Annotated in this window: 19 protein-coding genes; 9 read left to right on the forward strand and 10 right to left on the reverse strand. The window is 70.4% G+C overall.

The features are described 5' to 3' along the window. Positions 1 to 71 precede the first annotated feature (71 nt). Both F0U44_RS13185 and F0U44_RS13190 read left to right on the forward strand, forming a co-directional pair. Complete coding sequence (locus F0U44_RS13185) at positions 72 to 782, forward strand: hypothetical protein (protein ID WP_149728719.1); 711 nt, start codon at positions 72 to 74, stop codon at positions 780 to 782. Beyond that, the gene (locus tag F0U44_RS13190) at positions 779 to 2,374 is read left to right on the forward strand and encodes a glycoside hydrolase family 13 protein (protein ID WP_149728720.1); all 1,596 of its coding nucleotides are present in this window, start codon (positions 779 to 781) and stop codon (positions 2,372 to 2,374) included. The genes F0U44_RS13185 and F0U44_RS13190 overlap by 4 nt, the downstream gene beginning before the upstream one ends. A 1-nt stretch (position 2,375) precedes the next feature. Here F0U44_RS13190 and F0U44_RS13195 read toward each other — a convergent pair whose 3' ends face one another. From F0U44_RS13195 to F0U44_RS13215, 5 genes are all read right to left on the reverse strand, one after another. Then, the gene (locus F0U44_RS13195) at positions 2,376 to 2,834 is read right to left on the reverse strand and encodes a MarR family winged helix-turn-helix transcriptional regulator (RefSeq protein ID WP_149728721.1); all 459 of its coding nucleotides are present in this window, start codon (positions 2,832 to 2,834) and stop codon (positions 2,376 to 2,378) included. Then, positions 2,834 to 4,414: an MDR family MFS transporter gene (locus F0U44_RS13200; RefSeq protein ID WP_246160445.1), complete on the reverse strand. Its 1,581-nt coding sequence runs from the start codon at positions 4,412 to 4,414 to the stop codon at positions 2,834 to 2,836. The genes F0U44_RS13195 and F0U44_RS13200 overlap by 1 nt, the downstream gene beginning before the upstream one ends. 348 nt (positions 4,415 to 4,762) lie before the next feature. After that, a complete protein-coding gene (locus F0U44_RS13205) occupies positions 4,763 to 6,754 on the reverse strand; it encodes an ABC transporter ATP-binding protein (protein ID WP_149728722.1) in 1,992 nt (663 codons plus the stop codon). Beyond that, positions 6,751 to 8,496, reverse strand: coding sequence for an ABC transporter ATP-binding protein (locus F0U44_RS13210; protein WP_149728723.1), 1,746 nt, complete (start codon positions 8,494 to 8,496; stop codon positions 6,751 to 6,753). The genes F0U44_RS13205 and F0U44_RS13210 overlap by 4 nt, the downstream gene beginning before the upstream one ends. Beyond that, positions 8,496 to 9,098, reverse strand: a complete 603-nt coding sequence (locus F0U44_RS13215) for a TetR/AcrR family transcriptional regulator (protein ID WP_223163672.1) — start codon at positions 9,096 to 9,098, stop codon at positions 8,496 to 8,498. Before F0U44_RS13215 ends, F0U44_RS13210 begins: the two co-directional genes overlap by 1 nt. 81 nt (positions 9,099 to 9,179) lie before the next feature. Here F0U44_RS13215 and F0U44_RS13220 point away from each other — a divergent pair, with 81 nt between their 5' ends. Beyond that, positions 9,180 to 10,064, forward strand: a complete 885-nt coding sequence (locus tag F0U44_RS13220) for a GNAT family N-acetyltransferase (RefSeq protein ID WP_149728724.1) — start codon at positions 9,180 to 9,182, stop codon at positions 10,062 to 10,064. 54 nt (positions 10,065 to 10,118) lie between these two features. Here the strand turns inward: F0U44_RS13220 and F0U44_RS13225 are convergent, their stop codons facing one another. After that, positions 10,119 to 11,831, reverse strand: coding sequence for a CocE/NonD family hydrolase (locus F0U44_RS13225; RefSeq protein WP_149728725.1), 1,713 nt, complete (start codon positions 11,829 to 11,831; stop codon positions 10,119 to 10,121). Positions 11,832 to 12,005: 174 nt separating this feature from the next. Between F0U44_RS13225 and F0U44_RS13230 the strand changes: the two genes are divergently transcribed. Beyond that, positions 12,006 to 13,322 carry a serine/threonine-protein kinase gene (locus F0U44_RS13230; protein WP_149728726.1) on the forward strand — a complete coding sequence of 439 codons (1,317 nt, stop codon included), beginning with the start codon at positions 12,006 to 12,008 and terminating at the stop codon, positions 13,320 to 13,322. A 13-nt stretch (positions 13,323 to 13,335) separates the two neighbouring features. Here F0U44_RS13230 and pdxH read toward each other — a convergent pair whose 3' ends face one another. Next, positions 13,336 to 14,016: a pyridoxamine 5'-phosphate oxidase gene (gene pdxH / locus F0U44_RS13235; protein WP_149728727.1), complete on the reverse strand. Its 681-nt coding sequence runs from the start codon at positions 14,014 to 14,016 to the stop codon at positions 13,336 to 13,338. A gap of 74 nt (positions 14,017 to 14,090) precedes the next feature. Here pdxH and F0U44_RS13240 point away from each other — a divergent pair, with 74 nt between their 5' ends. Continuing rightward, positions 14,091 to 15,194, forward strand: coding sequence for a citrate synthase 2 (locus F0U44_RS13240; RefSeq protein WP_149728728.1), 1,104 nt, complete (start codon positions 14,091 to 14,093; stop codon positions 15,192 to 15,194). A gap of 54 nt (positions 15,195 to 15,248) precedes the next feature. Here the strand turns inward: F0U44_RS13240 and F0U44_RS13245 are convergent, their stop codons facing one another. Continuing rightward, on the reverse strand, positions 15,249 to 15,905 hold the full coding sequence (locus tag F0U44_RS13245; RefSeq protein ID WP_149728729.1) for a FadR/GntR family transcriptional regulator: 657 nt from the start codon (positions 15,903 to 15,905) through the stop codon (positions 15,249 to 15,251). Between the two features lie 40 nt (positions 15,906 to 15,945). On the opposite strand from F0U44_RS13245, the gene F0U44_RS13250 reads away from it, so the two are divergent. Next, a complete protein-coding gene (locus tag F0U44_RS13250; RefSeq protein ID WP_188113469.1) occupies positions 15,946 to 17,202 on the forward strand; it encodes an MFS transporter in 1,257 nt (418 codons plus the stop codon). Here F0U44_RS13250 and F0U44_RS13255 read toward each other — a convergent pair. Further along, complete coding sequence (locus tag F0U44_RS13255; RefSeq protein WP_149728731.1) at positions 17,157 to 17,636, reverse strand: GNAT family N-acetyltransferase; 480 nt, start codon at positions 17,634 to 17,636, stop codon at positions 17,157 to 17,159. The genes F0U44_RS13250 and F0U44_RS13255 overlap by 46 nt on opposite strands. A gap of 102 nt (positions 17,637 to 17,738) precedes the next feature. Between F0U44_RS13255 and serC the strand changes: the two genes are divergently transcribed. After that, on the forward strand, positions 17,739 to 18,872 hold the full coding sequence (gene serC, locus F0U44_RS13260; protein ID WP_149728732.1) for a phosphoserine transaminase: 1,134 nt from the start codon (positions 17,739 to 17,741) through the stop codon (positions 18,870 to 18,872). On the opposite strand, the gene F0U44_RS13265 is transcribed toward serC, so the two are convergent. Next, the gene (locus F0U44_RS13265) at positions 18,851 to 19,831 is read right to left on the reverse strand and encodes a phosphatase PAP2 family protein (protein WP_149728733.1); all 981 of its coding nucleotides are present in this window, start codon (positions 19,829 to 19,831) and stop codon (positions 18,851 to 18,853) included. The genes serC and F0U44_RS13265 overlap by 22 nt on opposite strands. 170 nt (positions 19,832 to 20,001) lie before the next feature. Here F0U44_RS13265 and F0U44_RS13270 point away from each other — a divergent pair, with 170 nt between their 5' ends. Then, positions 20,002 to 21,711 (forward strand): hypothetical protein, encoded by a 1,710-nt coding sequence (locus F0U44_RS13270; RefSeq protein ID WP_149728734.1) that lies wholly within the window; start codon positions 20,002 to 20,004, stop codon positions 21,709 to 21,711. Beyond that, positions 21,708 to 25,088 carry a hypothetical protein gene (locus F0U44_RS13275; RefSeq protein ID WP_149728735.1) on the forward strand — a complete coding sequence of 1,127 codons (3,381 nt, stop codon included), beginning with the start codon at positions 21,708 to 21,710 and terminating at the stop codon, positions 25,086 to 25,088. Before F0U44_RS13270 ends, F0U44_RS13275 begins: the two co-directional genes overlap by 4 nt. Positions 25,089 to 25,103: the final 15 nt, after the last annotated feature.

Here is a 25,103-nt window from a genome sequence, read left to right on the forward strand (position 1 = left end):
ACCTATCGACCCGGGCGCTGCCGCTTTGCCCGCGGCGGCGGTCCCACCGGGCGTTTGGCAGGCTCGGGGGTATGCAGCCGACGACGACACCCCTGATCGTGCCGCAGCGCTTCCACGGACCGCCGCGGTCGGGCAACGGCGGCTGGACCGCCGGCGCGCTGGCCGAGCGGCTGACCGCGAAGCCGGAGACCCCGGTGACGGTCGCCCTTCGCCTGCCGCCTCCGCTCGACATCGATCTGCCCATCGCCGAGAGCGAGACCGGGATCGCTGCGACCCACGAGGGCCGCACCGTCGTCGAGGCTCGGGTCGACAGCGGCGAGCTCGCGCCCGTCGCCGCCGCGACGCTCGAAGAGGCGACCGACGCCCAGACCCGCTACCCCGGCTTCGCGCAGCACCCCTTCCCGACCTGCTTCGCCTGCGGCCCCGACCGGGCCGAGGGCGACGGGCTGCACATCTTCCCGGGGCGATTGGCCGACGACCCTTCGCGCGTCGCGACCGTATGGAGGCCCTACGACGTCACCGTCCCGATCACCTGGGCGGCGCTGGACTGCACCAGCGGCTGGGCGGCCGGCGTCGACGACCGACCGATGGTGCTCGGCACGATGACCGCCCAGATCCACCGCCTACCCGTCGTCGGTGAGCCGCACGTGTCGGTCGGCACGCTGCGCAGCGCGGAGGGCCGCAAGGCGCTCACGGCCTCGTCGCTCTACACCGCCGACGGTGAGCTGGTCGCGACCGCGCAGCAGGTCTGGATCGCCATCAACCCGGAGGACTTCTCATGAGCTGGTGGCAGCACGCGGTCGTCTACCAGGTCTACGTGCGCAGCTTCGCCGACGCGGACGGCGATGGCGTCGGTGACCTTCCGGGCATCACGTCGCGACTGCCTTACCTGCGCGACCTCGGCGTCGACGCCCTCTGGATCACGCCGTTCTACACCTCGCCGCAGAAGGACCACGGCTACGACGTCGCCGACTACGAGGACGTCGACCCGCTCTTCGGGAGCCTCGCCGACGCCGACGCGCTGCTCGCTCGCGCCCACGAGCTCGGTCTGCGCGTCATCGTCGACCTGGTCCCCAACCACACCTCCGACCAGCACGTCTGGTTCCAGGAAGCGCTCGCCTCGCCCCCGGGGTCCGAGGCCCGCAGCCGCTACCTGTTCCGCGAGGGCAAGGGGCGGGGTGGGAGCAAGCCCCCCAACAACTGGTTGTCGGTCTTCGGCGGCCCGGCGTGGACCCAGGTCGAGGACGGCCAGTGGTACCTGCACCTCTTCGACAGCTCCCAGCCCGACCTCAACTGGCGCAACCTCGAGGTCGGCGACATGTTCGAGGGAGTGCTGCGGTTCTGGCTCGACCGCGGGGTCGACGGCTTCCGGGTCGACGTGGCCCACGGCCTCTACAAGGAGGAGAGCCTCCGCGACCAGAAGCGCCCCAAGGAGGCGACCCGGGCCCCCGGCGAGGTGCCGCGCGACGACTCGACCGACGAGACCCGCTCGATGGTCGAGCGGGTGCTCCGCGACGAGCCGATGTGGGAGCAGCCCGAGGTCCACGACGTCTACCGGCGCTGGCGCCGCGTCCTGGAGGAGTACGGCGAGCCCGAGCGGATCGCCGTCGCCGAGGCATGGACCCAGACGGCGGAGTCGATGGCCCAGTTCGTGCGCCCCGACGAGCTCCACCAGGCCTTCAACTTCGGCTGGCTCGGCACCGACTGGTCCGCGCACGACTTCGCGCAGGTCATCAACAGCTCGATCGCCGCGCTGGCGTCGGCCCACGCCTCACCGCCGACATGGGTGCTGAGCAACCACGACGTGATCCGCCACCCGTCCCGCTACGGCGGCGGCCCGGTCGGTCTCGCCCGGGCCCGCGCCGCGACGCTGACCATGCTCGCGCTGCCGGGCTCCGCCTACCTCTACCAGGGCGAGGAGCTCGGCCTCGAGCAGGTCGACGTGCCACCCGAGGCTCGCCAGGACCCGTCGTGGTTCCGCACCGGCGAGCCGGGACGGGACGGCTGCCGGGTGCCGCTGCCCTGGTCGGGGGGCGCGCCGCCCTACGGCTTCGGTCCGGGCGACGGCCAGCCGTGGATCCCGCAGCCCGACGACTGGGCCGGCCTCACGGTCGAGGCCCAGGACGGGGACGAGGCGTCGACGCTGGAGTTCTACCGCCGCGCGCTGGCGGCGCGGCGCGAGCACTTCCGCGACGCCGACGAGGCCTGCGTAGCGGAGTCGCGGCGCAACGTGCTCGTCGTACGACGCGGCGGGCTGACCGTCGTGCTCAACGCCGGGAAACGCTCGGTGGCGATGCCCGACGGCGAGGTGGTCGTCAGCAGCGGGCCAGTGGGCGATCGGCTGCCGGCCAACACTGCGGTGTGGCTCCGGTAGATCAGTCGTCGGCCAGCGCCGCGTTGTAACGGCTGAGCAGCACGCCGAGCTGGTCGAGGTCGTCCGCACTCCAGTCACCGAGCCGCTCGGCGAGCAGCTTGCGGCGGTGCTGGGCGACGTCGCCGAGCCGCCGCGTGCCCTCCTCGCTGACCGTGATCAGCGTGGCGCGCCCGTCGGCCGGGTCGGGGGTGCGGTCGACGAGACCGAGGTCGACGAGGTGCTGGACCTGCCGGCTCACCGCGCCCTTGTCCATGTCGAACACGGTGCACAGGCCCGACGCCCGCATGGGGCTGTGCTGAGCGAGGTAGCCGAGGATCAGGTAGGACACGCCCTGGAGGTCGGGGTGGACCGCCACGGCGCGGACGCCGATGATGCGACGCACCCGGCGGACCAGTACGCCGACCTCCTGCTCGAGGTGGCGCAGGGTGTCGGTGCGCTCGGTGTCGAGGTCGGCGCCCATCAGGCCGTCGCCTCCTCGGCACGGAGCCCCTCGAGCTCCTCGATCTCGGCCGTCGCTTCGGGCGCGGCCGTCTCGGCGGGGCCGAAGTGGGTCCTCAGCGGGGTCTCCTTGATGAAGAGCACGCAGATCAGGGCCAGCACCGCGAACGGCACCGCGATGAGGAACAGGTGGCCGGTGGCGTCGCCCATCGCGCCCTCGTAGAGCGCGCGGATCGGCGCCGGCAGGGCGCCGAGGTCCGGGATGTCGCCGGTCGAGTGGCCGGGGGCACCGAGCTGGCTGGCGACCTGGTGGGCGAGCACCGCACCGAGCGCGGAGACACCGATCGAGCCGCCCATCGAGCGGAAGAAGACGACCACCGAGCTGGCGGCACCGAGGTCGCGCGGCTCGACGCTGTTCTGCACGGCGAGGACGAGGTTCTGCATCGCCGCCCCGAGTCCCAGGCCGGTGACGGCCATGTAGCCGAGCACGACGGGGAGCGCGGTGTGGGCGTCGATGGTGGCGAGCAGCGCGAGGCCGACGACCAGGAGGGCGGAGCCTCCGACGAGGTAGCGCTTCCACAGCCCGGTGGCGGTGATCCGGCGACCGGTGATGGCGCTGGACACCACCAGACCGCCGACCATGGCGATCGACATCAGACCGGCCTCGGTGGGCGACATCCCCCGCGAGAGCTGGAAGTACTGACCGAGGTAGACGGTCGACCCGAACATCGCGACGCCCACCATCACCGACGCCGTGGTGGCCAGCGCGATGGTGCGGTCCTTGAAGAGGTGCAGCGGGATGACCGGCTCGCGGGCGACCCGCCCCTCGACGTAGAGCGCCGCGCCGATGAGGGCCACACCCCCGGCGAGCATCAGCGCCGTGGGCACCGAGACCCAGGCGAAGTCGGTGCCGGCGAGCGAGACCCACACGAGGATGACGCTCACGCCACCGACGATGAGGGTCGCGCCGAGGTAGTCGATCGACACGTCGTCGCGGCGGACGACGGGCAGGTGCAGCGTCTTCTGGAGTACGACGAACGCCAGCGCCGCGATGGGCAGGACCATGAAGAAGCACCCGCGCCAGCCCAATGCGCTGTCGACGATGACGCCACCGAGGAGCGGGCCACTGACCGTGGCCGTCGCGAAGACCGCCCCGATGTAGCCGCTGTAGCGACCGCGCTCCCGCGGCGAGACCATCGAGGCGATGACCACCTGGACCAGCGCGGTGAGGCCGCCGATGCCGAGGCCCTGGATCGCGCGGGCGCCGATGAGCACTCCCATGTTGGGCGCGAAGGCGGCGACGATCGAACCGATCGAGAAGATGACGAGCGCGACCTGCACGAGCCCCTTCTTGCTGAAGAGGTCGGCGAGCTTGCCCCAGATCGGGGTCGTCGCGGTCATGGTCAGCAAGGTGGCCACGACGACCCACGTGTAGCCGGTCTGGCTGCCGTGGAGGTCGGTGACGATGGCCGGCAGGGCGTTGGTGACGACGGTGCTCGAGAGCATCGCCACGAACATCGCGAGGAGGAGCCCGGTCAGGGCCTCCATCACCTCGCGGTGGGACATCTGGCCGGCCTGCTCAGCGGTGGCTGATTGCGACATCCGGATTGCGCCTCGGTTCTTCACTCGAAAGATTGGTTGATGTCATCAACCATATCTCCGACTAGTTGCCGAGGTCAACTTGTTGCTATGGCTCCTTCGAAAAATGAAGCGACCCGCAGGTGTGGTCCATGAGGACCGCCCGGGGGACGTGCCCGGTTCACCTGCGGGTCGGGTGGCTGCGTTGGATTGGCCGGCAGCCCGGCTTCAGAGAACGAGGTGATCCCACCTCGTCGCTGGGGTTGCCTAACCGGCAACCACCTCACGCGTCCTATAGGAAATCATTCCTCGGATCACCTCCTTTCTCGTGTAGGAAAAAGGTAGGTCGTCGCACGGGCGAAGCCAAGCGATTTACCCGGCGGCCGCCGCGAACTGGGCCGCGTGCAGCCGCGCGAACGCCCCACCCCGCTCGAGCAGCTCGGCGTGCGAGCCCTGCTCGACGATCCGACCGTGCTCCATCACCAAGATCAGGTCGGCGTCGCGGATCGTCGACAGCCGGTGCGCGATCACGAACGAGGTCCGGTCGGTGCGCAGCGCCGCCATCGCGTGCTGCAGCAGCAGCTCGGTACGGGTGTCGACCGACGACGTCGCCTCGTCGAGGATCAGCAGCGCCGGCTGGGCGAGGAAGGCACGCGCGATGGTGATCAGCTGGCGTTCGCCCGCCGACAGGTTGGACCCCTCGTCGTCGACCCGGGTGTCGTAGCCCTCGGGCAGGGAGTGGACGAACCGGTCGACGTACGTCGCCCGCGCGGCCTCGCGGATCTCCTCGTCGGTCGCGCCAGGACGCCCGTAGGCGATGTTGTCGCGGATCGTGCCCTCGAAGAGCCAGGTGTCTTGGAGGACCATGCCGATGTTGTCGCGCAGCTCGGCTCGCGGCATCGCGGTGATGTCGACGCCGTCGAGCGTGATGCGACCGCCGTCAAGCTCGTAGAACCGCATGATCAGGTTGACCAGCGTGGTCTTGCCCGCCCCGGTCGGGCCGACGATGGCGACCGTCTCCCCCGGTCGCGCGACGAGGGACAGGTCCTCGATGAGCGGCTCGTCGCGGTCGTAGGAGAAGGAGACGTCCTCGAAGTGCACCTCGCCGCGCGTCTCCTTGGTTTCGAGGCTCGCTGACGCTCGCACCTCAACCAGCGGAGTCGAGCCGACCTCCTCCTCGGCGTCGAGCAGCTCGAAGACCCGCTCGGCCGAGGCGACCCCGGACTGGAGCAGGTTGGCCATGGAGGCGATCTGCGTGATCGGCTGGGTGTACATCCGGGAGTACTGGATGAACGCCTGCACCTCGCCCAGCGACAGCGACCCGTGGGCGACCCGGATGCCTCCGACGACGGCGATCACGACGTAGTTGAGGTTGCCGATCAGCATCATCAGCGGCATCACCAGGCCGCTGACGAACTGGGCCCGGTAGGACGACTGGTAGAGCCCCTCGTTGGCCTCGGCGAACTCCGCCTCGACCGCGCTGCGGCGACCGAAGACCGTCACGAGCGCGTGGCCGGAGATGGCTTCCTCGATCTGGCCGTTGAGCCGTCCGGTCTGCCGCCACTGGTTGATGAACTGCGACTGCGACCGCTTCATGATCTGAGCCGTCGCGATCATCGCCAGCGGCACCGAGACCAGGGCGATCCCCGCGAGCAGCGGCGAGACCCAGAACATCATCCCGAGCACGCCGATCACCATCAGCACCGACGTGAGCAGCTGGCTCATGGTCTGCTGGAGGTTCTGCGCGACGTTGTCGATGTCGTTGGTGACCCGGCTCAACAGCTCGCCGCGCGGCTGCCGGTCGAAGTAGGACAGCGGCAGCCGGTGGATCTTGTCCTCCACGTCCGAGCGCATCCGCTGGACGGTGCCCTGCACGACGTCGTTGACGAGCCAGCCCTGGAGCCAGCCGAGGAACTGGCCGAGCACGTAGATCGCCAGCACGATCAGCAGGATGTGGCCCACGGCGCCGAAGTCGACGCCCTGGCCGGGGACGATGTCGAGACCGCGCAGGAAGTTCGCCGCGCGATCGTCGCCGCGGGCTTCCGCTGCCGCGATCGCCTGCGCTTTGGTCGAGCCTTCCGGCAACCGCTCGCTGATGAGGCCGTTGAAGACCAGGTCGGTGCCCTTGCCGAGCAGGTAGGGCCCGACGACGACGGAGGCGACGCTGCCGGCCGCGAGCAGGAGTACGGCGACCGCCTGCATCCGCGCCGGTCGCAACAGCCCGAGCAGCCTCTTGCCCGAGGCACGGAAGTCGTGCGCCTTCTGGCCGACCATGCCGCCGCCCATCGGACCGCGCCCGAAACCGGGCCCCTGGACGACCCGCTCGGTCTGCTTCATGGTGGCGGGCTTGGTCGGGGCGCTCATGCTGCCGCTCCTTCGATGATGCCCTGGCTCGCAGCGATCTCCTGGTAGGTCGGATTGCCCGCCAGCAGCTCATCGTGGGTGCCCCGGCCGACCACGCGACCGTCCTCGAGCACGAGGATCTCGTCGGCGTCGCGGATGGTCGCGATGCGCTGGGCCACGATGACCAGCGCGGCCTCGCCGCTGGCGATCAGCTCGGCCCGCAGCGCCGTGCGGAGCCGCGCGTCGGTGGCGACGTCGAGCGCCGAGAACGCATCGTCGAAGAGGTAGATCTCGGGTCGTCGTACCAACGCGCGGGCGATCGCCAGACGCTGCCGCTGACCGCCGGACACGTTGGTGCCGCCCTGGACGATCGGGGCGTCGAGCTGCTCGGGCATCTCGCGCACGAAGTCGGCGCCCTGGGCGATCTCGAGCGCGTGCCACAGGTCGTCGTCGGTGGCATCAGGGTTGCCGTAGCGCAGGTTGGAGGCGACGGTGCCGGTGAAGAGGAACGCGCGTTGGGGCACCAGACCGATCCGCGACCACAACAGCTCGGGCTCGAGGTCGCGCACGTCGACGCCGTCGACCAGCACCCGGCCGTCGGTGGCGTCGAGCAGGCGCGGCACCAGGTTGACCAGCGTGGTCTTCCCGGCACCGGTCGAGCCGATCACCGCGACCGTGCGGCCGGGCCGCACCGACAGCGAGACGCCCTCGAGCACCGGGGACTCGGCGCCGGGGTAGGTGAAGCCGACGTCCTCGAGGTCGAGATGGCCGACCAGCTCGACCTCGGTGACGGGCGACGTGGGCGGGGCGATCGAGGAGTCGGTGTCGAGCACCTCGGCGATGCGGTCGGCGCTGACGGACGCGCGCGGCACCATCATCAGCATGAAGGTCCCCATCATCACCGACATGAGGATCTGCATCAGGTAGGAGAGGAACGCCGTCAGCGCCCCCACCTCCATCTGCCCGTTGTCGACGCGGTGCCCGCCGAACCAGATGACGCCGACGCTCGCGACGTTGGACACCACCATCACGAGCGGGAAGAGCGAGGCCATCCATCGGCCGGCCGTCACCGACATCGCGGTGAGGTCGTCGTTGGACCTCGCGAACCGGGCCGTCTCCTGCGGCTCCCGCACGAAGGCGCGCACCACCCGGATGCCGGTGATCTGCTCGCGCAGCACCCGGTTGACGTCGTCGAGCCGCTCCTGGACCTGGCGGAACGCGGGGATCATCTGGGAGACCACGAGCCCGATGCAGAGGAAGAGGACCGGCACGACAGCGACGACGAGCCAGGACAGACCGAAGTCCTCCTTCATCGCCATCACGACGCCCCCGACCATCATGATCGGGATCGTGACCGCCATCAGGCAGGTCATCTGGGCGAGCATCTGCACCTGCTGGACGTCGTTGGTCGCGCGGGTGATCAAGGACGGCGCACCCAAGGTCGACACCTCGCGACTCGAGAAGGTCCCGATCCGACCGAAGACCGCGGCCCGCATGTCGCGGCCGAGCGCCATCGCGGCCTGGCTGCCGAACCATGCCGACGTCATCGAGCAGGCGGCCTGCACCATCGCCACGGCCAGCATGACGCCGCCGATCTTGACGATGTAGTCGGTGTCGCCGGTCGCGACGCCGTTGTCGATGATGTCGGCGTTGAGGTGGGGCAGGTAGAGCATCGCGGCGGTCGAGGTGAACTGGAGGACGACGAGCGCCGCCAGCCAGCCGCGGTACGGCGACAGGTACTCCCGGAGGAGACGCAGCAGCATCAGGATTCCTTCCGCTTCACCGCGCCGTAGAGCACGGTGTCGACGATCTGCTCTGCCGTCAGCAGGTTGCCGCCGGTGAACTTGGGATGGGTGCCGGAGAAGGTGAGGAGCCGCAGGGTCCGGACGACCTCGCTCGCCGGTTGCACGAGCTCGTCCTCGAAGGGCGTGAGCAGGTCGGCCATCGCCTGCATCGTCTGCTGGACCTTGGCGGTCCACTCGACGTCACCGGGCGGCGGCTCCGGAGGGCCGACCATCCCCATCCGCTGGAGGAGGTGGAAGGAACGGGCGAACCGCTCCTGCATGACCCGGACCATCAGGAGGGCGCGTTCGCGCAGGTCGGCGTCGACCGGCACGCCGGCCAGGTCGTCCAGCATCCGCCCCGGCTGGAAGGCGCGACGGACGGTCGCGTCGACGAGCTCGTCCTTGGAGGCGAAGACGCGGAAGATCGTGCCCTCGGCAACGCCCGCGGCCTCGGCGATGAGTCGCGTCGTCACGGCCCGGCCGTGCTCGTGGAGGAGCGGGAGGGTGACGGCGATGAGCGCCTCGCGACGCTCGTCCGGGGACAGCGGCGCCGCCCGCCCCCTCCGCTCCTGATCCTGCACGTCGTCGATCGTAAGTGAGTGAGCACTCACTCACAAAGGAATTATCGCGCGGCCCGGCGGACGATGGGGCACGATGCGCGGGTGGAGATCACGACGCCGGACCCCGCGACGTACTCAGCCCTGCTCGACCTCGAGGTCGAGCGCCTCCCCCGCACCGAACGGACCGCGTCCGCGGGACTCTTCGAGCCGTCGCAGATCTGGGAGTACCGCCACTTCCGCACCGCCCTCGTCGACGGCGACCTCGCGGCGTGGGGCTTCATCGCCCGCCCCACCTTCTTCCCGCCGGATTGGGCGATCCTGCACGTCTTCGTCGCCGCCGCACACGAGGGCAAGGGCGTCGGTACGGCGCTCCGCGCCGAGCTGACGTCCCTCCTCCCCGACGTCGTGCAGGTGCTCGCCTCCCGCGTCGACGACCTCGAGGAGCGCTCCTTGGCCGTGGCCGAGCATTGGGGCTACCGGGTCGAACAGCACGGGATCGTCTCGGAGATGGCACTGGTCGACCTGCCCGAGCCGAACCTTCCGTCCGACCTCACCGTCGAGGACGCGGCCGACCTGAACTTTCCCGACGAGGACGCGGTCGAAGCGATGCTGGTGGACAGCCAGACCAACCCGGAGGCCGTGCAGGACGGCATCATCACCCGGCTGGCCGACATCCGCGTGGAGCTGGCCGAGGCCGGCCGGCCCTTCGCCCTGCTCGCGCGCGTCGACGGCGCACCGGCCGCGATCATCACCGGCGAGATCAAGGACGAGATCCTCCTCATCCACTACACCGGCGTCGGCCAGGCCTTCCGCGGCCGCGGTCTCGCGTTCTCCCTCAAGCAGGAGGCCCACGTCCGCGCCGCTGCTGCCGGCGCGACCCGCAGCTACACGACCAACGAGGCGTCCAACACCGGCATCCGCCACGTCAACGCCCAGCTCGGCTACCGCATCGTCACCGGCGACTACCGGATCCGTCGGCCCCGCTGAACCCCCGGTGGTTGAGGTGCGAGGAGCGCTAGCGACAAGCCTCGAAACCTCCGGTCAGCCGAACGAGAGCGTGCTGCCGGGGAGGACCGGCACGAGGATCCGGGCACCGGCGGGCCCGCCCACGCGTACCGTGTGGATGGCCGGCTGCCCGGTCGGCAGCGAGGCCAGCGACGAGCCCGCCAGGGTGAGCCGGATCTTGTGGCCCGCCAAGAAGCGGTTGCCGACCGGCCACAGCTCGACCTGGTAGGTCCGCCACTGGCCCGGCTTCGCGGCCTGCTTGGTCGAGTAGTCGCCGTACGGCTGCACCACGTTGCCGCCGTCGACCAGCGACTGGCTCGCGACGACGCCCGGGTAGGAGGTCGAGAGGCGGCCCACCGTGAGCGGGTGGGAGGAGCCGTCGGGGGCGACGTCGGAGAGGACCGCCCAGATGCTGCTGTTCGGGGTGGAGGTCTTCAACGGGAGCTCGAGCGCGACCGGGCCGGCGAGGTCGACCGACGTCGCCAGCGCCCGCGTCGTGTAGGTCAGGCCGGTCAGGTCGGCGAGCTGGGTCTGGGTCAGCAGCGGCAGGGCGCCGGTCAGCATGTCGAGCCCGGCCGCGCCGATCAGTGCCGCGTTGGGCACGTCGGTCATCGTCGGGATCGACGGGACCGTCGCATAGCGCTGGGTGGTCGCAAGCGCCGGCTTGGTGAGCGACAGGCCACGCCCGCCGAGGTGGAGCGGCACCCACGAGGTGCCCGGCAGCGGCCAGTCCGTGCCGTCGCGTCGTACGAAGTCACCGGCGAGGTAGCGCGTGCGGTCGCCCTGCGACATCAGCAGCTGAACGCGCGGGTGGGTCTCCACACCGTTGGCCGAGCCGAGCAGGAAGTGGTCGAGCCACGCCTGCGCCTCGGCAGCACCGCCGTCGGTGCCGGCGGGCGAGCCGTCATGCCCACCGGCGAGGAGCAGGTGCGCGCCGTCGCCCTTCAACGCCTGGTAGGCCTGGAAAGCTCCTCGCGACTCGACGTCGAAGAAGCCATCGATGAGCAGCACCGGGATGTCGTTGGCGTCACCGCGCCAGCCGCGGTCGCGCCACCACGCGTCGAGGCTGGGGTGCGCGAGGCCGGCGTTGACGCCGGTGGTGAACATGCCCGCGAAGGCCTCGTACGCCGACTGCGGGTCCGTGACCCGATCGCCGCCCTGCATCAGGAGCGGTGCCCCGATCAGAGCGAGTACGCCGGCCCCCGGGATCAGGTTCTGCACCCCACCGGGCACCAGCAGGTCGCGGTAGAGCTCGTGGGTGCCCGACCGGGTGACGGCGGCCTCCACGCACGGCAGGTGGAGGTGCCAGCTGTTGAAGAGCATGATCGCGCTCGCCGAGAAGCCGGCGACCGCGAGCCGACCGTCGCTGAACGGCTGCGTGCAGGCCCAGTCGAGCACCTCGACGACGTCTTGCTGGGTGCGCGGCCCGAGCGCGTCGAACTGCCCGTCGCTCGAACCGGTGCCGCGGATCTGCACGAGCAGGTAGTTGTAGTCGGCGTCGAAGGTGAAGCTCTGGCTGTTGTTGCCGTACGGCGAGAACTCGACGACCGTCGGCCGGGCCTCCACCGGTCCCGGGCTGGTGAGCGTGGTCCGCAGCTCGACGCCGTCGGCGGTGGTGAACTGCTGCTCCACCACGACCGGCGTCGGGTCGTCGGCGCGGGCCTCGGGCGCACCCGTCAGGGCCGCTCCGACGAGCACTGCCGCCGAGGTCACCGCGCCCAGGATCCGCATCCCTCGTCCTACCGCCACCGTCGCCTCCTGTGTCGTGTCGACCCTAGGCGCAACGAGGGGCGCACCCGCGGGGTTATCCGATCGGATGAATCACGGTGCTGAGACACAAATGAAACCCGGAAAGCGGTGCGCTCACGCCACCCCCGACCTACCGTTTTCTCTACGGGGAGGGCCCGTCGAAAAGGCATGCCCGTGACAGTTCTCGAGATCACGAACTACGGCCGCAACACGCTGCGGCGACTCCGCCTCGAAGCGCGCATCCTCGACGCGTCCCTCCAGCCGCGCCTCGCGCCTGCCTACGAGCTCGACCCCAACGCCCCGACCGCCACCTTGGTCACCGAGCTGCTCCCCGACCTCACCCTCGACGACCTCGTCAGCATCTCGCCGCTGCCCGCAGCCGCGGCGCTGCACGCGTTGCGCGACGTGGCCGCCACCCTGCACGCGATGCACGAGTGCGGCCTGGTCCACGGTGCGCTCCGACCCGCGGGCGTCTTCATCCTCCCCGACGGCCGGGCCGCCCTGGCGCGCCCTGACGCCGTGCCGGAGGGGGCGGGCGCCACCCGCCAAGCGGCGGTCTGGGCCGACTCCTACGGCTTCGCCGTGCTCGCCTTCGAGCTGCTCACCGGCATTCACCCGCTCGACCTGACCAACGGCTCGGCGATGACCCCCTCGCTCGCATCGCTCCCGCCCCGAGCGGCGACCGTGCTCAAGCGCGCACTCACCACGACGCCAGCCCGGCGGCCGCTACCCCTCGAGCTGATCGGGGCGCTCGAGGCGATCCCCGCGGAACGGTGGGCCTCCAACCACCTCAAGCAGACGCCGGCCCACCCGCTCGCCCCGCCCCTCGACGCACTCCCGACGCCCCCCGCGCCAGCGGTCGAGCCACCGGTCGACGCGGTGCCCGAGGTGCAACCGCTCGCCCCGCCCGACCCGATGCCGGTCGTCTCCCCCGAGGAGGTGGTCGCCGCACCGGAGGGACCACCTAGCCGCGAGGCCCCCGCACTCGTCGCTGTGGCGGTCATCGCCCCCGCGCCCCGCAAGCGCAGCGTCTTCCGCCGGATCGTCGCGATCTTCACCGGCCTGGTCGCACTGCTGACCGTCCTGACCGGCGGTGCCGCTGGCGCCTGGCTGCTCTTCTCCCCCGCGACGGCGACCGACCCGATGCCCGGCCCGCCGCAAGTCGAGCGGATGGCGCTGTCCATCACCCCGCCCCAGGCCAACTGCCCGCGAGCGGCGATGCACCTCTCAGCGACGATCGTGACCGACGGCGGCGAGGGGCCGCTGGTGGTCCGGTGGGTTCTGCCCGACGGCACCGTCGCTGACACCCAGTCGCTGATGGCGATGGAGGGACAGCGGGTCCTGCGGACGTCGTTCGACCTGCGCTTGTCCGGACGCCGCGAGATCGTGGGTCGGGTCCGCGCGACCGTGACGCCGACCAACACCCAGGCGTCAGTGCCGCTGCGCTACCTGTGCGCGAGTGAGCGCTCGGGGCGGTCGCGGTCGATCTGACCGACCCGCACCGCTACGGGGCCAACCGGTCGACGACCCAACCGCCGTCACCGCGGCGGTAGCGCAACCGGTCGTGCATCCGCCCGGGCCGTCCCTGCCAGAACTCGAACATCTCCGGGCGCACCCGGTAACCACCCCAGTCGGGCGGCACGGGCACCGGCCCGCCGTCGGGCCCGCCGTACCGCTGCTCCGCCTCGGCGTAGCGCGCGTCGAGCTCCGCCCGGCTCGCGACGACCCGGGACTGCGGTGAAGCGTGCGCGCCGAGCTGGCTGCCGCGCGGCCGCGCGGAGAAGTACGCCGCCACCTCGGCGTCGGTCAGCCGGGCAGCGACCCCCTCGACCCGGACCTGTCGCTCGAGCGGGTGCCACGGGAAGAGCAGCGCACAGTGCTGCTCGTGCGCGAGGTCCTCGCCCTTTCGCGAGGTCGTGTTGGTGAAGAACGCGAAGCCCCCGTCCGCACCGTCGGCACCGTCGTTCAGACCCTTCAGCAGGACCATGCGCGCGGAGGGCTTGCCCTCCGGCGACACCGTCGCGACGACCATCGCGTTGGGCTCGTGCAGGTGCGCGTCCTGCGCATCGGCGAACCACCGCCGGAACATCACGAACGGGTCGGGGTCGGCTGCATCCTCGGTCAGTCCGGCGTCGCCGTAGTCCTTGCGGAGGGTCGCGAGATCAGGCTCCTCGGCACCAGGCATAGGCCGACGCTAGCCGGTGCGGCAGAATGCCGGTGCCCATCCGAATTGTCGGGGCGAGTCAAAGGAGATTCCGGATGCCCGAGGTACACCACGGACTCGAAGGCGTCATCGCGTTCGAGACGCAGATCGCCGAGCCCGACAAGGAAGGCTCCGCCCTCCGCTATCGCGGCGTCGACATCGAGGACCTGGTGGGCCGCGTGCCCTTCGAGAACGTCTGGGGCCTCCTGATCGATGGCACCTACTCGCCGGGCCTGCCGCCGGCCGAGCCGTTCTCGCTCCCGGTGCACACCGGTGACGTGCGCGTCGACCTGCAGGCCGCGATCGCAATGCTCGCGCCGGCCTTCGGCATCCGCTACACCTACGACTCCACACCGGAGAAGGTCCGCGAGGACCTCGCCCGCGCCGCCGTCATGGTGCTGGCCTACGCCGGCCAATCGGCCCGCGACCTCCACCAGCCGGTCGTGCCGCAGCGCCTCGTCGACGAGGGCAAGACCCTCGCCGAGAAGTTCCTCATCCGCTGGCGCGGCGAGGCCGACCCCAAGCACGCCCACGCGATCGACGCCTACTGGTCCTCGGCCGCCGAGCACGGCATGAACGCCTCGACGTTCACCGCGCGCGTCATCACCTCGACCGGCGCCGACGTCGCGGCCGCGCTGTCCGGCGCGATCGGCGCGATGAGCGGCCCGCTCCACGGTGGCGCCCCGTCCCGAGTGCTCGGCATGATCGAGGACGTCGAGAAGTCCGGCGACGCCCGTGCCTACGTCAAGAACCTGCTCGACTCCGGCGAGCGCCTGATGGGCTTCGGTCACCGCGTCTACCGCGCCGAGGACCCCCGCGCCCGCGTGCTGCGACGCACGGCCCGCGAGCTCGGCGCCCCGCGCTACGAGGTCGCCGAGGCGCTGGAGCAGGCCGCGCTCACCGAGCTCCGCGAGCGCCGGCCCGACCGGGTGCTCGAGACCAACGTGGAGTTCTGGGCGGCGATCGTCCTCGACTTCGCCGAGGTTCCGGCCCACATGTTCACCTCGATGTTCACCTGCGCCCGCACCGGCGGCTGGTCGGCGCACATCCTCGAGCAGAAGACCACCGGCCGGCTCATCCGCCCGTCGGCGATCTACACCGGGCCCGCCGCCCGCAAGGCCGACGAGGTCGAGGGCTGGGACCCCGCCTGGCTCGGCTGATCTGACGTCGCGACGCCGGGTGCCCCCTTCGGGGCGGCCCGGCGTCGTCCGTTTTCAGCGCGGCACGTGGTCGAGCAGGTCGGCGCTCGCCTGGGCTGCGCCCGCGGCATCGCCCCGACGGATGGCCTCGAGCACGGTGTCGTGCTCGGGGCCGAGGTCGTCGTGCTCGGCGGGGTCGTTGATGCTCGCGCGCAGGGTCTCGACCAGGCCGTCGTAGAGCTGGGAGAGCAGCGGGTTGTGGGCCGCGGCGACCACTCCGACGTGGAACTCGACGTCGGCATCGACGAAGCCCGCGACGTCGTGGACGTCGACGGCAGCCCTGCGCCGCTCGAGCGTCGCGTCGAGGGCCGCGAGGTCCGCAGCAGTACGACGACCGGCAGCCAGCGTGGCCGCCTGGACCTCGATCGCGTGGCGGACCTCCAGGAGGTGCGCGATGTCGACGGTCTCGCACTGACGGCGCATCAGGGCCTGCACCTCGGTGGTGGCCGCGACATAGGTGCCGTCGCCGCGCCGGACCTCGAGCACGCCGACGTGGGCGAGTGCCTTGACCGCCTCACGCACGGTGTTGCGGCTGACGCCGAGGGCCGCCGCGAGCTCGGGCTCAGGCGGGATCCGGGTGCCGACGGCCCACTCGCCGCTCGTGAGGAGCGCGCGCATGCCGTTGATCGCCTGGTCGACCAGGGACGCGGGCGTAGCAGGAGCGAGCGGCATCATTTCATCCAATCATCCGATGTCTGCAATACTAGGTGACATGGCCACGATCGTCGACCTCCGCAGCTCGGGAGCGGACGTCGCGACCGCCCCATCCTCGCAGTCACGCACTCGTGTGGGAGTCGGGCTCGTCGCGGCCGTACTGCTCGTGGCCTTCAACCTGCGCATCGCGGTGACCAGCCTCGGTGCGCTGCTCGACCACCTCGGCGACCTCGGGGTCTCCCCCGCGACCCAGGGCCTGCTCACCTCGCTGCCGGTGCTCTGCTTCGCCCTCGTCGGCGCGACCGCGATGGCGGTCACCCGGCGGATCGGGGTGGACCGCGGCCTCGGCCTCGCCCTCGTCGTCCTGACCGCCGGTCTGGTGCTGCGCGTGCTGGACGGCACGCCCGCCCTGCTCGCGGGGACCTTCGTCGCCTGCTCGGGCATCGCCCTGGCCAACGTGCTGATCCCCGCGATCGTCAAGGAGCACTTCCCCGGCAAGGTCGGTGCGATGACCGGCGCCTACACCGCGGTCCTCTCGCTCGGCTCGGCCGCGGGCGCTGCGGTCGCCGTACCGCTCACCACCGCCACGGGCAGCTGGCGGCTCGGCCTGGGCCTGTGGGCCATCGTGGCCCTCGCAGCAGCCCTCGCGTGGGCGCCGTTCGCCCGTGGCCGCTCCGACCGGCGGCAAGTGCCCAGGGGCGCGTCGATGTGGCGCAACCCGACCGCGTGGGCGGTGACCCTGCTCTTCGGCACCCAGTCGACCTTCGCCTACGTGATGATGAGCTGGCTCCCGAGCGTCTACGCCGACGCCGGCTTCAGCGCCGAGAAGGCCGGCCTGCTGCTGGCCGTCAGCATCACCCTCGGCGTGCCGCTCTTCTTCCTCGCGCCCAGCATCGCCGGGCGGGTCCGCCACCAGGGTCACCTGATCGCCGCACTGACCGTCATGTCGATCGTGGGATGGGCCGGCCTGGGCCTGGCCCCCGCGAGCGGCGCCTGGTTGTGGGCAGCCCTCCTCGGCGCCGGCGGCGCGGTCTTCCCCGTCGTCCTGCTCTGCGTCGCGCTCCGCACCGCCAGCTCCGCCGACACCGCCGCGCTGTCGACCATGAGCCAGAGCCTCGGCTACCTCATCGCGGCCAGCGGCCCGTTCCTCGTCGGCATGCTGCACCACGCCACGGGCGGCTGGGGCGTGCCGTGCGCGCTGCTGGTCGGCCTCGGCGTGGTCCAGATCGCCGTCGGCTACCGGGCCGGTCGACCGGTCGTCATCGGGGCTCAGACCCGCTTGCCGAAGCAGCGGCTCAGCTCGCTGCCGCAGTAGTGGCCGAATCCCGGCACGAGCACGTAACCGGCCGACTCGTACAAACCGATCGCTTCGGGCTGCTTGAGGCCGGTCTCCAGGACAAGTAGGTCGTAGCCCGCCGCCGCGGCGGTTTCCTCGAGCTCAGTGAGGATCCGGCGCGACAGGCCGCGCCCGCGCTGCTCCGGTACGACGTACATCCGCTTGATCTCCGCACCCACCGTTCCGCCGAGCTCCCGCACGGCTGAGCGTTTCCAGGCCCCGGTGCCGACCGGCGTGCCGTCGACGTAGGCGACGAGGAAGAGGCCCTCGGGCGGGTCGAACATCTCCGGCTCGACGGGGCTCTCGTCGGGCGATCCGTAGCGCTCGACGTACTCCTCCTGGACGCGCGCCACGAGCGCCACCGCGTCGGGGTGGCCGTAGTCGACCGCGCGGAGCTCGATCACGCTGTCCATCACGGATATCGATTTATCACCGCCGTGACCCGGCTGTCACACTGGTTCTCTCACTGACAGCGTCGTCAGGTCGCACATCCACCTCTCTGAGAAGGTTGCCGCATGACCGACGCCCCCAATCTGGCACTGCAGATCCCGGCTGATCTCAAGCCCGCCGACGGCCGCTTCGGTGCGGGCCCGTCGAAGATCCAGACCAGCCACCTCGACGCGCTCGCCGCGACGGGCGACGGCCTGATGGGCACCTCCCACCGCCAGGCGCCGGTGAAGAACACCGTCGGTCGCGTGCGCGAGGGCCTCGCGTCCCTCTTCGACCTGCCCGAGGGCTACGAGGTCGTGCTGGGCAACGGTGGCGCGACCGCGTTCTGGGACATCGCCGCCTTCGGCCTGATCGAGCAGAAGTCGCAGCACCTCACCTTCGGTGAGTTCTCGAGCAAGTTCGCCAGCTCGGTCAAGGCCGCGCCGTGGCTCGACGCGCCCAGCGTCATCTCGTCCGACCCGGGCTCGCGGCCCGAGGCCGTCGCCGAGGCCGGCGTCGACGTCTACGGCTGGGCCCACAACGAGACCTCGACCGCCGTCATGGCTCCGGTCGTCCGCCCTGAGGGCATCGACGAGGGCGCCCTCGTGCTGATCGACGCGACGTCGGGTGCGGGTGGCCTGCCGGTCGACCTCAACCAGGTCGACACCTACTACTTCGCCCCGCAGAAGTGCTTCGCCTCCGACGGCGGCCTCTACTTCGCGATCATGTCGCCCGCCGCGATCGAGCGCGCCGAGCGCCTCTCGGCCTCCGACCGCTACATCCCGCCGTTCTTCGACCTGAAGACCGCGATCGACAACAGCCGCCTCAACCAGACCTACAACACCCCGTCGGTCGCCACGCTCTTCTTGATGGCCGAGCAGCTCGACTGGATGAACAGCCTGGGCGGCCTCAAGGGCATGGTCGAGCGGACCACCGAGTCGAGCAACAACCTCTACGGCTGGGCCGAGCGGACGTCCTACACGACGCCCTACGTCCCCAACGCCGAGGACCGCTCGCTCGTGATCGGCACGATCGACTTCGACGACTCCATCGACGCCGCCGCGATCGCCAAGACGCTGCGCGCCAACGGCATCGTGGACACCGAGCCCTACCGCAAGCTCGGCCGCAACCAGCTGCGCATCGCGATGTACCCGGCCATCGACCCGGCCGACATCGACGCGCTCACGAAGTGCATCGACTACATCGTCGAGAACAGCTGAGGTTCTTCCTCGACCTCGCGTGATGGCCGGCTGCGCTCCCACAGGGTCCAGCCGGCCATCACCACGACGACCAGCAGCGCCCCGGCGATCTCGTCGACGACGTAGTGCTCGGCGTAGTAGACGAGCATGAACATCATCGCCGCCGGATAGAGCAGCAGGACCCAGCGCCAGTGGCTGCGCAGGTGGGTCACACCCCACAGGGCGACCAGGATGGCCAGCGCGGCGTGCAGGGACGGCATCGCGGCGACCTGGTTGCCGACGGCTGACACGTGCTGCTGCGCGGTGCCTCCGCTGCCGTGCTTGGAGGCCAGGTCGAACCAGCCGCGCCCGGTGATCCGGTTGACGTCCTCGGGGATCGCGCCGTCGCGCGACGCCATCCACGGCGGCGCCGCCGGGTAGACCACGAAGCAGATGACGCCGACCGAGATCACCGTCAGGTAGCGCCGCATGTAGCGCACCCACGCGGGACGGTTGCGCTTCCACAGGAACGCGCCGACTCCCAGGGCAGCGAAGAAGTGGGAGTAGTAGACGGTGGTCAGCGCGACGTCGTACCACCGCGGTGACATCGAGCGGTCGCACGGCGACCCGCACAGGTGCTGCTGCAGGAACTCCGTCGGCAACGTCCCGCCGAACAGCCATCGGTCGCCGTCAGCCGGGGCCGTCACGTGGACGCTGAAGATGCCGAGGTCATCAGAGAGACCGCGGCTGTAGAGGTAGGCGAGGAAGACCACGAACGGCGGCCACCAGTCGCGCAGGAAGATCAGGTGTTCGCGCACCGGCCGTCGGACGTCCCAGGCGACCGTGCCGAGCCAGATGCAGATGACGACCTCGATCGCCTGCTTCGGCAGTCCGAAGACCTGGATGTAGAACCAGAGGCCCACCGCGTAGGCGACCATCCCGGCAATGCGAACCGTCAGGTCGAGCGCCCCGACGTTCGGGCGCACCGCTTCCTCGGACATCAACACCTCCGAGCAGACACTAGGAGAAACCTCCAACCCCCGCAGGCGAAATATCTAGCCAACCTGATTCCTCCGATGGGATGACCGGTTCGCAAGCGGGCCGCAAGGTCCCTGCACCACGATGAGCCGCGCAGGTCCGAGACGGTCTCGACGACAGCCGGGGGAACTCCATGGGGCGCAGGTTCTGGATCGCGTTGGTCACCACGCTGATCCCCGTCACGGCGCTCTCCGCACTCGCCGCGTCGCCCGCCGAGGCCGCCCCCGCGAAGATCTCGGCGTCGTCGGTCAACCTGGGCGCGGTCCACATGTGGCAGACGGCCGCGAAGGACGTCACGGTGACCCTCAGCCCGGGCTACCACGTCGGCACCGCGACCAACATCCCGTTGGGCAGCGACTTCCACTCCTCGCTGTCCGACTCCTGCTTCGACCAGAGCAGCACCGCCTCCATCAAGTGCGTGGTCACCGAGAGCTTCGAGCCGGTCGAGACCAACGGGCTCGGCAACCAGACCGCGACGCTCCGGATCACCGTGTGCCCCAACGGGCCCGGGGCCTGCACGCAGTACGACGTCGCGGCCCGGGGCTCTGCTCGGATCCCCGGCTCGCTGAGCCCCAACGCGCTCGACTTCGGCAAGCACCCCGCCGGCGTACCCACGACGTTGTCGATCTCGCTCAAGACCGATCCCGGCGTGTTCTTCGGCGACATCGCGAACCTCCCGGACCTCTCCCCGGCCAACCCCCCGTCCTTCGTGGTCAGCGACGTCGGTGCCGGTTGCGTCCAGGCCGGCGCGACCTGCGTGGTGATGGTGACGTTCAACGGCACCGACATCGGCCTGCGGCAGGACTCACTGACCGTGGAGTACTGCAAGGCCGTCGACGTCTGCTCCCTGGTCAACGTGCCGCTCTTCGGGACCGCCACCGCCCCGGCCACCGTCTCCCCCACCGCCACCAAGTTCGGCACGAAGGTGCACGTCGGCGCGAGCGTCACCAAGACCGTGACCGTGAAGGTCCTGGGCGACTGGCACGTCGAGTCGGCCAGCACCACGGGCGACCTCGGCGGCAACCCGTTCACGCAGGACTGGATCAGCGACTGCGACGGCAACGGCCCGCAGACCTGCACCTACGCGGCGACCTACTCACCGACCAAGATCCGCACGTCGACCGGCACCTTCCGCGTCACGCTCTGCCCGCCGGGGTCGGACTGGTGGCCCTTCGAGATCGAGTGCACCACGGTGAGCGCGGGGCTCGGCGGAGCATCCGTCGCCCCTGGGACGAGCCCGACCAGCCTCAAGATGGGGACCACGAAGGCCGGGACCCGGATCTCCAAGACGCTCACGGTCACCCACGACCCCGGCTGGTTCGTCTACGGGGGCACGAACCCCGACGGCGACTTCAACGTCGGCGAGTGCACGAGCGTCGGCAACCAGTGTGCGCTGCCCGTCAACTTCGACCCCGAGCACATCGGGGCGTTGAGCGACACGATCACCGTGACCCTGTGCAAGCCGATGGCCGGCGACGACCTCTGCGTGGAGCTCCCGCCGGTCAGCGTCACCGGCACCGGCACCGCACCCGCCACCACCAGGCCGACGAGCCTGTCCTTCGGATCGGTGCGCCTGACCCAGGCGAAGACCCTGGTCTACACCGTCACCCCCGATCCCGGTTGGTACCTCGACAGCACCACCGAGCACACCGACGGCCCCGGTGCCTACACCGCGCTCTTCCCGAGCTGTTCAGCAGGCGCGTCGTGTCCGGTGTCCGTCACGTTCGCCCCGCCGCACCTCGGCACGTCCGTCGGTCGCTCGATACCCAGGGTGTGCAACGAAGGCAGCGGGATCTGTGTACGCCTCTCTGAAGTGAAGCTGACCGGGAAGGGGAAGCCGTGACCGTCGAGGGACCTCGCCACCGGGGCACGCCGGACGAGCCGATCAGCCTGAGTCGGCGCCGCCTCATCGTCGGAGCCGGCACGGCAGCCGCGATCGCCACCGTCGCCGCACGCAGCGGCATCCGGTTCGACGAGGCACCCCAGGGCACGTGGACGGCGGCCGACTGGACCACCGACCTCCAGGGGGCCGATGACTACATCATCGTCACCCGTGCCGAGGACGCGATGGTGCTGCGTTTCCGCTTCTACAACATGGCGCTCTTCCTGCCGTCGTCCGGCGAGCCCTACCTCAGCGTCCAGAACACCGAGCACGACGTCTTCCTCGTCGTCGACTTCCCGCCTCAGTCGGTCGGCGAGCAGACGTTCAACACCACGTCGACCGCCACCGACTCCTACGACCCCGTCGTGGCGGGAGCCGACGACGTGGCCGGTAGCCGGTCGCGCGCCTTCCTGACCAACATCGAGACCCGCCTGGTGTTCCAGGTGCCCGACGACGTGCCGACCCTGCGCCCAGCCCTCGGTGGCAACTCGACGCGCCCCGGCCTCCTGGACTGGCACCTCTTCCACCAATTGACCACCGACGGCATCACCGAGGACAACGTCGAGACCTACCGGGGGCCCGTTGACCTGGAGACCTCGATCGGGGCGCCGTACGGCATCGCGCTCTCCCCCACCTACGTCGACGGCTGGAAGCACAGCATCGACCCCAAGACCCTCGACGGTCGGACCGAGCTGTGGAGCACGCGGCTCGCCGCCGTGGTCGACAAGGACGACGCCGCCATCCCGCTCTCGGAGTATCCGGTCGGGGCCCCGAAGGTCAACGCGGTGTGGAGCAACGGCTTCGACTACGACATCCCCAACCCCGCCGACCTGCCGTCGGACACCAACGACTTCCAGGTGCCGCTCTCCGTCGCCGACCGGCAGGCGATCGTGCGTCTCACGTCCGACCACAACACCGCCGGCTCCACCCCCTCTCCGGTCGAGGCCCGTCGCCTGATGCTCACCTCGGCCGGGGCGTCGCTGGAGCTGCACGGCGCGTGGACACCGCCGGCCGAGGTCTTTCCCGTGCCGCCGGGCCAGGAGGACGACAAGCCCAAGGGCAGCGGGATCAACGTCGGCAGCTGGATCCACCACGCCAGCATCGGCCGCGACACCCACGTGATCGTGACCTACTTGGGCTACCTGCTGCCGTTCGGCCACCCGGCCGTCCTGATCAAGGAGACCCAGCGCCGGTTCGAGGCCAACCCGACGGGCGTCCCGGTCGCCTACCTGCGCACGCGTCGTTACATCGTGATCCGCAAGCACGACAAGCACTACGGCACCGACAGCACCACCCGGCACATGCAGTACGACGCCCGCAACTTCCCCTTCCGCCGGGTCCGCATCAACACGCACACCACCCCGAACCTCACCTTCCAGCGCTTCCGGACACCCGACGACACCGAGGTCGTCGGCGGCGCCGCCTTCTGCGTCGCGGGCGGGACGCCGTACCCGTTCTCCCTCACCGCCTGGGACTGGGCCGGCGATCCCGTTTCCTTCACGATGCCGCTGGCGTTCGTGACCGTGTCCGCGGCCTACGCCAACACCGGCATCAACTACCCAGGACCCCTCAACGGCGACGAGCTCGGCAACGAGATGGGCGCGATGCCCGTCATCCGCGACGCCTACAACCACATCCCCGAAGGCAGTCCGCTCACGACGCCGAAGCTGGACGGCCACCGGATCGCGGTCGCCGCGAGCAACCGGCCCGGCGACACGACGCTGCGCTTCGAGTCGATGAACTTCGGGATGATCTCACCGGCCGCGGTGCCCGCCGGGACCAGCTTCCAGAAGCTCGACCAGCCCCGCGGCAACCCGCGCATGATGAGCGCCCAGGCGCTGATCCCGGCCGTCCAGGCCATCACACCCGGCGCGACGAGCCGCGTGCTGTTCGACGCTGACTATGTCGCCTACGGCTTCGGAGCCGGCTCCCCGGACGCCCAGTCGGTGTTCCTCAAGGTCGACGGACAGCCCCTGCGCTTCGCCCAGGGTGCCGAGGGCGCCGAGGGCGCAGCGGTCGCCGGTACCCACCCCGGCATCTTCACGCCGGACATGAGTGTCGGTGGCATCTCCCGCAACCGCGGTGCCGTGGGCGGGCCGACCGACCTGGAGCACAACGACGGCGGCGTCGACCGGTTCAAGAACAACGAGTTCGTTCCCGCTGCCTTCTTCGACGGCGCCAAGCTGCTCGGCGGCATCCCCCTGGCCTCGCTCATCAACGGCGGCGCCGGGCGACTGGACAAGACACCGGTGCTGAAGACCGAACAGACCTTCAAGGATGTCGGCGGTCAGCCCGACCTGGCACAGCCGACGCTGAAGACGACCCTCGACTGGACCCTCGACAACACCCACGCCGTCTGGGACCTGGTGCCGGCGCCCGACGCGACCCACCCCGTGTTCCAGCCGAGGCCCGCCACCACGCTGAGCCTGCACGCCACCTTCGTCACGCCCGGGGACGGCTCGCCCCCGACCTCCGACGTCCTCGGCAGCCTGCGGAACTTCGACCTGATCATGTTCGGCGGCACGCCGTTCCTGACCCTCGACTTCCGCGAGTTCTCGTTCCACGCGCGCAACGGCAGCAAGCCGACCGTCAACTGCGACATCGCGAACGTGACGTTCGGGTCCGAGCTGAGCTTCCTCCGGACGTTGCAGGACTTCCTCACCTTCGGTGACAACGGTCCGTCGATCGTCCTGGCACCGACCTCGGTGACCGCCGGCATCACCCTCGCGCTGCCGTCAATCCCGATCGGCGTCTTCAGCCTGAGCAACCTCTCCTTCCGGGCCGCGGTCGAGATCCCGTTCACCGGTGCACCCGCTCGACTGCGGTTCTCCTTCGCCAGCCGCGAGCGCCCGTTCCATGTCGCGGTGATGATCTTCAGCGGTGGCGGCTGGGTCGACCTCGCCGTCGGCAGCGACGGCGTGGAGCGACTCGAGATCGGCCTGGAGTTCGGCGGCCAGTTCGAGCTCGACCTCTTTGTCGCAAGCGCCGGCATCGAGGTGATGGCCGGCGTCTACCTGGCGATCGGGTCGGGCGAGTCGGGAGACGACAGCCAGTCGGTCGAGCTGACCGGCTACCTCAAGGCTCACGGCGAGCTCAACATCGGACCGGTCGGCGCATCGTTCACGTTCTCGATGGGTCTCACCTACGAGAACAACAGCGCGGAGACCTCCCCTGTGGTGTGGGGCGAGGTCGAGGTCAGCGTCGAGGTGCACTGCTTCTTCATCAGCGGCAGCGTCGACTTCCACTTCGAACGAACCTTCGCCGGCGGCGGCGACCCGACGTTCTCCGACATGCTCAGCGACACCGACTACGAGACTTACGCGGGCGCTTTCGCCTGACGTCGAGAAACAGAC

The sequence above is a fragment of the Nocardioides humilatus genome, assembly GCF_008373755.1.
Classification (GTDB): domain Bacteria; phylum Actinomycetota; class Actinomycetes; order Propionibacteriales; family Nocardioidaceae; genus Nocardioides; species Nocardioides humilatus.